Source organism: Edaphobacter aggregans DSM 19364 (genome assembly GCF_000745965.1).
GTDB classification, from domain to species: Bacteria; Acidobacteriota; Terriglobia; order Terriglobales; family Acidobacteriaceae; genus Edaphobacter; species Edaphobacter aggregans.
In genome coordinates this window covers 1-9,538 of sequence record NZ_JQKI01000176.1, presented here as the reverse complement: position 1 = coordinate 9,538, position 9,538 = coordinate 1, and the positions used below count along the sequence as shown (strand labels likewise).

Here is a 9,538-nt window from a genome sequence, read left to right as displayed (position 1 = left end):
GGAACTACTACCGACCCAACATGCCCTGAGTTGGGCGATAGAAAGGTCGTGCTAAATACCGCGAAGCGGTTTAGTCCAATTTCGATTATGACGAGATTTGCATAATCGCAAGAACTCGCTCTTCGTGGGCAATCCGCGCGGTGGACGAACTGCGGCGATCCTCGCCAGCCTGACCAGTTCCTGCCGCAGGCACCAGATCGATCCGCAGCTCTATCTCACGCAGCTGCTCATCAACCTGCCCTCCACTACCATCAGCCAACTGCACGCCTGGCTACCTGACCAGTGGAAGCAGAGGCTGATTGAACCTCTCAAAAACATATAGCGCTTGAGCTCCTGGCCTTCACGTAGCGCTCACGCTGTATGACAGCAGAGTCTTAGATCTTTTGGTAAAGCTTGGCGTCTACTCGAATCTTGATTTGGATATTCGAGAACTTGTGCTCCAAACCGAAAGTTTGGAGCCTTCTCATTCCGCCACCGATCGGGCGACTCCGGAAGAGCTTGTTGAATCTTATGAGATCGACGAAGAGCTAACCGCGCCCGAACCTTCTGAGGTGTGGATCTTCGATGACGTATTGACCACAGGTGCGCATTTCAAGGCGACCAAACGGGTGATCCAGGAAAGATTTCCCGGAGTACGCTGTGTAGGGATTTTCTTAGCGCGACGTGTCCCAGAATCGGACGAAATCTAGCACTGTCAGGTGAGACCTACAGATTTTCCCCATAGCGGTTTTGTGACCCATTACTAACGCTTTTATGTGAGTTATGTAAGTTATTGAAAAGAGATGGCTCCTGAGGTAGGACTCGAACCTACAACCCTTCGGTTAACAGGCGGTTCATGAAGGCCGGAGCACATGTGTTTTCAATGGAGCAGAGAGGAACGCACAGGAGTATTTGGAGTTCCTGCGGCGCACAATTTGACGAAGAATTTGACGAAGTTCTGTTCCCGATCCTGGCCGTGGAGGAGCAGATCCCATATCGGAATCTTCACATCCTAGTTCCCTGCTTTCGATGACTTTCAAACTTTGCCTCTTCTTCCAATTAGAAGACTGCCAAGATGGCATCATGTCTCGCGGATCTGAGTCTGACTTCGAGTACATGGGAGCCTTTTCGCATCTTGCAATACTCAGGAAACCTGTTAGCTTCTTGGAGTGCCCTTTTTAGTGCCCTCGTTTTCCTTCGTAATTCGCTGTAACTCATTGATTTGATGGTGGGCACAGCAGGATTCGAACCTACGACTTCCACCGTGTGAAGGTGGTACTCTACGGGCATTTTTATTGACGGTAAAGGGTTTATTAGCCGGATGAGTCGGCGAAACCGGCACAATCGGCGCTATTTGCCACAAAAATGCCACAAACTTTTTCAGTGATCCAACAAGTGGGCCGTGGGCTGGCCGTGGCGGAACAGCCCAACTTTTCCTCCCGTTGCACGGCATAAAGTACCTGCTCCGTCTTATTTTGCTGGCCCGACAACCGGTTCCGGTGGGAATACTCGATTGATTTCAACCTAATTGGGAACCACATCGGGTGTCAGCGGGGCTTCGCGAGTTGGCTGATGGATGAACCACATGCAGGCTGGCTTCGTCTCATGGACACTTCCCTATCCTTCTCCGCAGGTCACTCTGTAGCATCGCCTACGACGCGATTCTTTCACTTCAAAGCTTCACGCAAAATCTTTCTGGCGCGTAACAAACGAGACTTAGTTGCGGCAACAGAAATGCCGGCGAGCTCGGCAACTTCCTTTACCGAACTATCATTGGATTGATGAATCTCAACCACATTTCGCAGAGTGGGCTGTAGACAGCATATTGCTCGCCTTAAGCGCTCTACTCTTTCGTGCTTTGCATAAAGCTCTTCAACGTTCTTCGTCTGATCTGCAATCTCCCAAGGCCGCCAGGTATCACCATCCGTGATCTCCATAGAACTCTCCGGGTGAGAGCGTTTCCTTCGAAGTATCATAAGCGACGAATTGATCGCGATTCGCGTGAGCCAAGTCGAGAATTTTGCCCTGCCATCGAAAGTGTTCAAATGCGCATAGACTTTCATCCACGCATCCTGGATCGTGTCTTCCGCATCGTCTCGGTTTCCCGTGATCCGATAGGCCATGTTGAATGCTATCTTCGAGTGCCGCGTCCATAGCTCCGCGAAGGCGTGGTGATCCCCTAACTTGGCGGCCGCAACGAGGACGTCATCAGTTGGAGCAGGAGCAGCGAATTTAACATTCGCGGGCAGCTCATCCTGTTGCCTTTGTGAATCCACTTCCGCCATAAAGATCCCCTTTCTCAACAGCTCAAACTCATTAACAAAACGTCAGGGGTAATTTGAAGTGTGTAGTTTTCGCATTCCTCGACTAACAATTCGGTTTATCTTCAAATTAGGAGCGTCTAAACCTTCCGAAGGATTCGCCACATACATCAGAAGAGATCTGCTGACGGTCAGGCCTCTTCTTGTTCTTTTCCGCACTCTTAGCTCGACTGGATGTTCGAAATATCGATCGACACAACAAGTGGTTCTCGATTGACGCTGGCATCTTCCTGGCGAGCGAATGTGCGGTGCACCGTCGGGAACTTGATCCAGGACACCTCTACATAGGCATCGATATAGTGTGCGCCGAGTCTGCCTCCGGCGATTTCGACATCGCTTTCGCCATTTTCATTCCACGACGACAGTTCTTCACACACCACACCTGGCCAAGCTAACCGGAAATAAGTTAAGGTATGTCCACATCGCGCAGCCAACGAAGTACGCCAACTGCAGGTCCACGGCGTTTGAAGCGTGTGCCCTGCAAAAGATTCGCGAGGCTCCCGCAGTTCCTCCAGAACTGTTCCATCTGCCGCCTCGATAGCTACCCTGCCGTGTGCGAATCTGAATCTGCGACTAGGTACTCCAAACGGCGAATGCGAGGCCCATTCGCTGCGGAGGCCTACCGTAACGTTGGTTTCGTCCAGCGTACCCGTTTGGCCCTTGACCGGCCACAGCACACCACCTTGCACGAGATGTGCCGACACTTTTTCGAATCGTTTCCAGCGATCCAAGCCTCCATGGGCATCGATAGCAAGTTCGGCAAGTGAATTCACGTTTTCGGTCTCCTTTGGGTGATACTGGAGAACTTCATCAGTTCAAGCGCGTTGTTTGCGGTTCATCCGCTGTTTAGTTGTTCAGAAAAAGCAGAACGTGATCGACAAATAGCGTTGAATACTGGAACAACGCACCATGTCCGGAGTCGGGATATAAGATCAGTTGTGCGTTCTTCAGATGCTTGAACATGAAGTAGGCATTCCCTTCGGGAAGCATGGTATCGTCACTCCCGCTCACCACCAGCACAGGTTGGTCGATGGCATTAAGAATGGCGTTTTCAGGATCTTTGGATGCGCACCAATCAATCAGTGCTTTGGCCTGCGGATCGCTGACGGCCTTGCTGCTCTCCGGATCTCGATCCACGGTTCGCACGCTCGCGCGCTCTAGGAAGGCACGGCCTGCAGCTTGGCTGGCCGCGGAGGAAGTAAAGAAGAGGGGTAAGCGGGTATCGGGTGCGTCCTTATGCGAAAATGCCTGCTTCAGCACCTTGAGCAGATGCTCCTCCCCTCCCTGGGGAGCGGTGCCAACTAGGATGAGTTTTCGCACAAGGCCGGATTTCTTGGCGGCCACGCTCTGTGCAATGAATCCTCCCAGTGAATATCCGAGTAGATCAACTTTGGCAAATCCAAGGGCAGCGATGAATTGTTCTGCATCTGCCACCATTTGAGCGACATTATCGGGGGTCTTACCGCTCGATTGCCCAACGCCACTATTGTCAAAGACGATCACCGGGCGGGATGCTGCTAGACCGTTCACGACCGCGGGATCCCAAGAGTCCATCGTCCCTGTGAAGTGTTGTAAAAGGATCAGCGGCATTCCTTCGCGCGGCCCTAGTCGTCGATAGGCGAATTTGATACCAGTTGCTTCGATGAATTCATTGGGTGCGGTTTCGAGCGATATAGTCGTCATCTCTACTGTCCCTTTCTTCTGTTTCTTGATTGAGAGTTATTCGATCCCGTCCGCTTCGGAACCCGTTTGCGCTCTAGCGGTCCAGCCTTTCATGGGCGCCAATCGCAAATTTCCCACTTTCATCTACTCCTTTATTTCTGCGATCTAGCAAAGGCAAGTCGAACGCCATTCGTAAACGATTGAAAATACGTCGAAGCAAATTAACTCGTTAGCGGGGTTTTCGCGGAAATCGTGTTTCCATCAGGGGTAGGCGGATCTAACAGAGGAATCGGCCTTGCGGACACAAGGGCAAATTGCTGTTTCATTCCCATACTTGTTGTACCGATTGATAGGCTGTCCGCACTATGAAACAGCCTCAACGCCCATCCGAGAATTCAAGTGCAAGTACGAGCCGCGCAACCCGGGACGAGAGCTGTCCATCCTTATGTGATGGCCCTGCAGTGGATCGGAGCCGCGGTTGTCCATACATCGGAGGCGAGTTCTATCCTGCGGCAGCCCTGATGTTCTGTGTGATCGCCACCGGCGCATTTGGTTAATTGTGAAGTAACCGGTTCCACGTTCTCCTCCACGGATAACGGTGGTAGCAGCATTCCTGCAGAAGGCGAACCTCTCATTACGCTCTGAAGAGTGCTGCCTTTCCTTCTTCGAACTCCGGAGCAGCTTCCGATGCGTGGGTCGGCCAAGCGTGAATTCTGGTCTAGCTGACTTCACTTCCTCAATGGTTACTTCTGTCATATTGCTTTGTTTTCATGAGAGTTCACTTCAACTCTCTGTGCAGGTTCCGTAGTAGATGTTTTGTATACACGTCGCCGGAGATGAATGTGGAACCCTGGTTCATGATTTTCCCTAGGAGCTTGCCTCGATAGGTGATGACACTTGTTGAACAGCTTCCAGAATGCTATTCACCGGCTTACCCTCCGCGAGGGTCGAATGCAGATGAATGGAATGGCTCTGTGCCTGCTTCTCCGCATTATCGAGAAGGTGTCGGTACAAATTTGTTCGATCTTCTTCTAGTATTTTGGCGAGGTTGTCTGAAACCGCCCAGACTATGGACTCAAAACAGGTAGTCCCTCATCTATTGACACTACAAATAGATCTCCGTTATCGATTTCGGCCAGAGCTATCGCGCGATGCAGGGCTCGTTCGGCTGCCGGTGAATCATTTAAGGCAATCAATACATTCTTGTACATGTCATCCTCTAACCGGGTCTTGCTGTTCCTTGTATTCGTGGGCCTTCCAGTTCGTCGCAACGACGGCGTCACTCCAAATTTGGGTAAGAGCAGCGCAGTGCAGGTCTGCGAGGAAGTCATCCCGCAGGTTTTGAGAAGCCGAGCCCGTCGCGCAACCACGCTGGTTGGATTTTGTTACGAGTCAGGATATCCATCACACGAGTGGGACTGCCGAGATCAGCCCATCCCGATGTCGTATCGGGCACAGCCAACAATCGATGAGGCTGAGGAGCCAAAACCTCGCGCGAAAAATCCACGGCCGGCATTAGCCGGTACGCAACGTCCAGTTCATTTTCTGCCATGGCCTTCGTGAGAGACGGAACGACGTTCGGAACCTGTGAACAGACCAAATCGAGGAAGGCTCTGGCGTGTCCGACGGTCACGAAAGTGTTCCAGAGGCAGCCGCGTTGCAAAAGTGTTTGAGCCTGCAGCAACGATGGCTTTTCCCAAAACCGGTTCACCTGCAGCAAATGAAATTGGCACATGTGAAACGGCCGAGCCGAGTTCTATCCATCCGTATTCGACTTCCGGATAGTGGGCCTTGGCACCCACAAGAACGATCGAATCCGGATATTGTTCGGCGCCAGATATAGCCGTCCTGATGGCTCGGCCGCATGCCTCAGAGTCGGAGTAGTAGTGATCACACGGACGAAGATCACTACCGCATCCGCGTCACGCTGCAGTATATGAAGAAGTGCTATGGCAGCCGCGACACCAGTACCGCGATTCAGGGGTTGCGAGATGATGCGCGAGTCGTCCACATCCCGTAATTCCTCGCGATAGTAACTTTCGTGTGCACGTGTCACGACGAAGAGCTCTCGATCAACATGAATGAGTGATTCGATGCGCGCTCGCGTTTGGGCGAGAAGGCTTTCTCTACCGACGATGGAACAAAACTGCTTTGGCCTCGAGTCACCCGCGATTTTTAGCGTCAAACTTTGCAAACGGGTCCCGTCGCCACCTGCTAGCATTACAGCCCAGCGGCGTCGTGATTTTTGGGCAGAAGACCTGACGACTGAAGCCTCCTCAACTGGAGTCCGAACTCTGCTGCTTGCTTCGGTCAAATCGGAAGACACCGCTTCACCTCTTTCCTGAAAAGAACTCGTTGACTACCAACACCACTTTGTCCCTGAGACTTTTGATAATCTCTCGTGGCCCATTAGGATTGTTCGGGGTAATGCTTCCCTCCTTGACGTGCGTGGTCGGTGCGGCCACAAGCATTTCGCCGAAGACAAAAATGCTATTAAGTGTTTACTTCCTGTCATAGACTTCTATCCTTCCAAGAGCTAGTTCATGACCTGGAAATCACTCAGATCGAGTGAGATCAGGAGAAGGTCGCGAATTGCTTTCAGATGTGGCCCGCGGATGTATGCACGTCTCTTCGTGGGAAAGCGGAACCCGTCCGCCTCGACAAGGTCATATACGTATTGCGCTACGGGGACTCCACCAGCGATCTCCAAGTGGTAATCATGCCGGCGAAGGAGGAAATCATCGCCGAAGTAGAAATCCTGTTCTCTGCTGTGGCTGGCGATTGTGTCCGGAAATCGTGCGCGCAAACCTCGCCACTGCTCTGCACCCTCTTGCCACGGCGCAATCTCGGTCACCTCGAAGCCTGGCATTGCCATCAGGAATGGAGTCGTAAGGTATGTCCACCGTGCGTAACCGTTGAAGTATGCGCGATGAAGTAGGTCCCAGGGCGTATTCATCGTGTGACCAGCAAACGCCGCTCTGGGGTTCGAGCGCTCCTGTACGACAACACCCGCGGTCGTTTCGATCGAGACACAGTTGGGCGTAAATACCATTCGCCAATCGGGTTGCCCAAAAGGTCGGATGACTGTACTTTGCTCATGAATCGTGACCGTTCCTTCGAGAGGTTTCGGGTCGGCCTCAAGTCCCTTCATGGGCAGCAATCCGCCTCCGGCCACAAATTTTGCGCTGACCTTGTTGAATTTGTTCCAGCGATCCAGACCGCCGTGTGCTCGTAAAACCAAATCAAGAAGCTCACTCATGGCGTTCTCCCCGCTGACCAGCCGTTTGATCCTGAGGTCATTGGTATCGCCTCCAAGCTGAAGCGTAATTCACAACCATAATGTACATTTACTAATGCAAGCGGAATGCCATTCGCAAATGCTTGAAAAGGCATCGATGTACGCTGATTCGTCATCGTGGTTTTCGTGGAATTCGTGGGGGTCGTGTTTCCATCTACTCGTAAATGGCCTGAGCAGCTTCGAGGTGGCAGTTAGCTGGCTGCGGCCCGTTGGCATGTTCGCTTACGTGCGTTTGTGCCTCTGCTCCTTGATCCTGCCTCGATGATCGGCCAGACGTGCTCTCAATTTGATCGTGCCGTGGGATCTTCTCCGAAACCGAATCGACCTAGTAATTCCGACGGGTCACAGCGATAATTCGCGTTGCCCTTCAGAGAAAGAAAGCCCATTGTGGCCTATGCCTCCCGGCTGAGGGCTGAGGCCAGATTTTGTAGGTCTTCGTAGCGTGCGATCGTGTTCCGGGTGTATTCGCCATTGTGCTCGCTATTCAACAACGACGGGCTGGCAAGGCCGGCTGAAGATACTGGAGGAAAGCCGGTCTTCCGGCCTATAGCCTCGGCCATGACGTTCATGTGGTCTGCCAGTTTTCGGCGCATCTCCACAAGACCGGGTTCGGAAGAAACGTCTATCCCTTCTTGATCGCGCAGAACTGCGACCTGATTCCAGATCAGTGCTGCAGACGTGATGGAGATCTGAAGGATCAATTCACTTGAACGAAGGTGTTGATCACGATCGACACCGAATTCGTATTCGACGGCTTCACTCAAGGTTCGGAGGTTGGAGACAATCTTTGCGAGCCGGTCGCGCAGGCAATCTGTTTCTCGCAGAAGCAGATTGCGCTGGTTGACATCGTCAATTAGCAGAAAGAAACCAGCCCCGCTTCTGAGGCCGGCCGCTAATACTCGACGCATGGCGGTCACCGTGCGTACTGGCCAGATTTGATCGAATACGAACCACATAACTACAAGAGCAAAGATTATTCCGATGAATCGATCTCGAGCTGGCGCCAACTCCGTGGACGCACTAAAGTCCAAAAGCGCCACGAGGTAAAAGGCGAATGCCACCTGAAGACCCAAGTAGTTGAACCGTGATCCTCCGGAGATCCATGATGCGACAAAAGCGATGGCACCTACCAGGACGATGAGAGAGGTAATCGAGTCCATGTAAGGAAAGAGAAATGCGACGGTTCCGAGACCGAGGATCAGGCCGCCCAGGAGCGAGCCCAGTATGCGAAGAGTGAGCCGCTGCTTCATTGCAGCTGTAGTGCTCAGTCCTGTAACCATCACTGTAGTGACCGATGTCGATATTCCCGGCCAGTCGATCGCGTTGTACACGATGTAACAGACCGTGGCGCAGAGGCTGATCTTGAGAGCGAAGGCGATATTATCCTTATCTCGAATCGCACCCGGAATCAGAAAGGGGACATTTCTGGAGGGCAACACAGCCAACTCCTTGTTCTTCGCAGCGCCCAGATCGACGGGCATCACCAGGATGGAGTGAATGGTACTTTCCACACGATCGAGCAAGGTATTCGTTGTCTGCGGGCCGGGCTCCAGACGCTTCTCCGATTGCGGGATGGCTGCAGGAACCAGGCGGCCACATTGTTCAGCGATGCGCGCACAACGCTCGAGAAGTTCGGGATCGGCGCGGGTGTCGCTCTGCAAGCCAAAGGCTGCGGAATCATCCATTAGTTCCGCTAGCATCGTGATTTGCAAGCGCGTTCCAATGGGAAGGTAGCCAGTGTCAAGATTGCGGTCCACGATCTGGTTATATAGATCCATCATTCCTGCATGCCCCGCAGCCGCAAGGCGTGACACACGGACGGCGGCATCGACCCGTTGTTTGGGACTGACCTCCTCCTGTGCGAACAGACTGAACATCTCCTCCAAAGCCTGATAGCGAATGCGGAACTGGTCTTCCAGGCGATCAGTCGGGGAGCGCGCACCAAAGATGTACTCCACGGCAACGCCACAGACTGCAGCGATTGCAAACGCGGCTACCAGGCGAAGCGAATTCTTTACTAGTACTGTGACCGCTTGAATGAGTAGTTCAGTTTCAGGCGTGCCAGCTTCCTTGTGAACTTCCACTTGATGGTGATCTTGTGGCGGTTTGCACTGCGATTCCAGGCTTTGGCTTGGCGGCGGAGGGTGACGATATCCCCGATCCTGCGTTTTCCGAGGCATTGGCGGCTAAAGAGGCCAATCTCGATCTCCGCCTGGTTGAGCCAGCTTCCATGCTTTGGGGTGTAGTGGACAGTAAAGCGCTCCCACAGCCATCCGCC

The 9,538-nt window shown here is 52.8% G+C and carries 10 protein-coding genes and 1 pseudogene; 2 read left to right on the top strand and 9 right to left on the bottom strand.

Going from position 1 to position 9,538, the window contains the following annotated elements; all coding sequences use genetic code 11:
- Window positions 1–97: 97 nt before the first annotated feature.
- Window positions 98–322 carry a transposase domain-containing protein gene (locus tag Q363_RS28295; RefSeq protein WP_035357342.1) on the top strand — a complete coding sequence of 75 codons (225 nt, stop codon included), beginning with the start codon at window positions 98–100 and terminating at the stop codon, window positions 320–322.
- A 61-nt stretch (window positions 323–383) separates the two neighbouring features.
- A complete protein-coding gene (locus Q363_RS28290) occupies window positions 384–689 on the top strand; it encodes a hypothetical protein (RefSeq protein ID WP_035357339.1) in 306 nt (101 codons plus the stop codon).
- A 957-nt stretch (window positions 690–1,646) separates the two neighbouring features.
- Here Q363_RS28290 and Q363_RS28285 read toward each other — a convergent pair.
- The 9 genes and pseudogenes from Q363_RS28285 to Q363_RS28255 all read right to left on the bottom strand — a co-directional run.
- A complete protein-coding gene (locus Q363_RS28285) occupies window positions 1,647–2,264 on the bottom strand; it encodes an RNA polymerase sigma factor (protein WP_084080867.1) in 618 nt (205 codons plus the stop codon).
- A gap of 197 nt (window positions 2,265–2,461) precedes the next feature.
- Window positions 2,462–3,073, bottom strand: a complete 612-nt coding sequence (locus Q363_RS28280; RefSeq protein WP_211256403.1) for a hypothetical protein — start codon at window positions 3,071–3,073, stop codon at window positions 2,462–2,464.
- Between the two features lie 73 nt (window positions 3,074–3,146).
- The gene (locus Q363_RS28275; RefSeq protein WP_035357338.1) at window positions 3,147–3,983 is read right to left on the bottom strand and encodes an alpha/beta fold hydrolase; all 837 of its coding nucleotides are present in this window, start codon (window positions 3,981–3,983) and stop codon (window positions 3,147–3,149) included.
- Between the two features lie 1,046 nt (window positions 3,984–5,029).
- Window positions 5,030–5,173, bottom strand: a complete 144-nt coding sequence (locus Q363_RS47025; protein ID WP_169747168.1) for a universal stress protein — start codon at window positions 5,171–5,173, stop codon at window positions 5,030–5,032.
- Window positions 5,174–5,289: 116 nt separating this feature from the next.
- Window positions 5,290–5,646, bottom strand: a complete 357-nt coding sequence (locus Q363_RS28270; RefSeq protein ID WP_169747167.1) for a hypothetical protein — start codon at window positions 5,644–5,646, stop codon at window positions 5,290–5,292.
- A gap of 72 nt (window positions 5,647–5,718) precedes the next feature.
- On the bottom strand, window positions 5,719–6,183 hold the full coding sequence (locus Q363_RS47020) for a sugar phosphate nucleotidyltransferase (RefSeq protein ID WP_084080864.1): 465 nt from the start codon (window positions 6,181–6,183) through the stop codon (window positions 5,719–5,721).
- Window positions 6,184–6,498: 315 nt separating this feature from the next.
- Complete coding sequence (locus tag Q363_RS28265; protein WP_035357332.1) at window positions 6,499–7,221, bottom strand: hypothetical protein; 723 nt, start codon at window positions 7,219–7,221, stop codon at window positions 6,499–6,501.
- Window positions 7,222–7,652: 431 nt separating this feature from the next.
- A complete protein-coding gene (locus Q363_RS28260; protein WP_051979456.1) occupies window positions 7,653–9,218 on the bottom strand; it encodes an FUSC family protein in 1,566 nt (521 codons plus the stop codon).
- A gap of 59 nt (window positions 9,219–9,277) precedes the next feature.
- Window positions 9,278–9,538: pseudogene (locus Q363_RS28255) on the bottom strand (hypothetical protein); the annotation flags it as partial.

Bases quoted from the DNA above. Each gene is read 5' to 3' on its own strand.
- Q363_RS28285 (WP_084080867.1), bottom strand. From the start codon at position 2,264: ATGGCGGAAGTGGATTCACAAAGGCAACAGGATGAGCTGCCCGCGAAT.
- Q363_RS28275 (WP_035357338.1), bottom strand. From the start codon at position 3,983: ATGACGACTATATCGCTCGAAACCGCACCCAATGAATTCATCGAAGCA.
- Q363_RS47025 (WP_169747168.1), bottom strand. From the start codon at position 5,173: ATGTACAAGAATGTATTGATTGCCTTAAATGATTCACCGGCAGCCGAA.
- Q363_RS47020 (WP_084080864.1), bottom strand. From the start codon at position 6,183: ATGCTAGCAGGTGGCGACGGGACCCGTTTGCAAAGTTTGACGCTAAAA.
- Q363_RS28265 (WP_035357332.1), bottom strand. From the start codon at position 7,221: ATGAGTGAGCTTCTTGATTTGGTTTTACGAGCACACGGCGGTCTGGAT.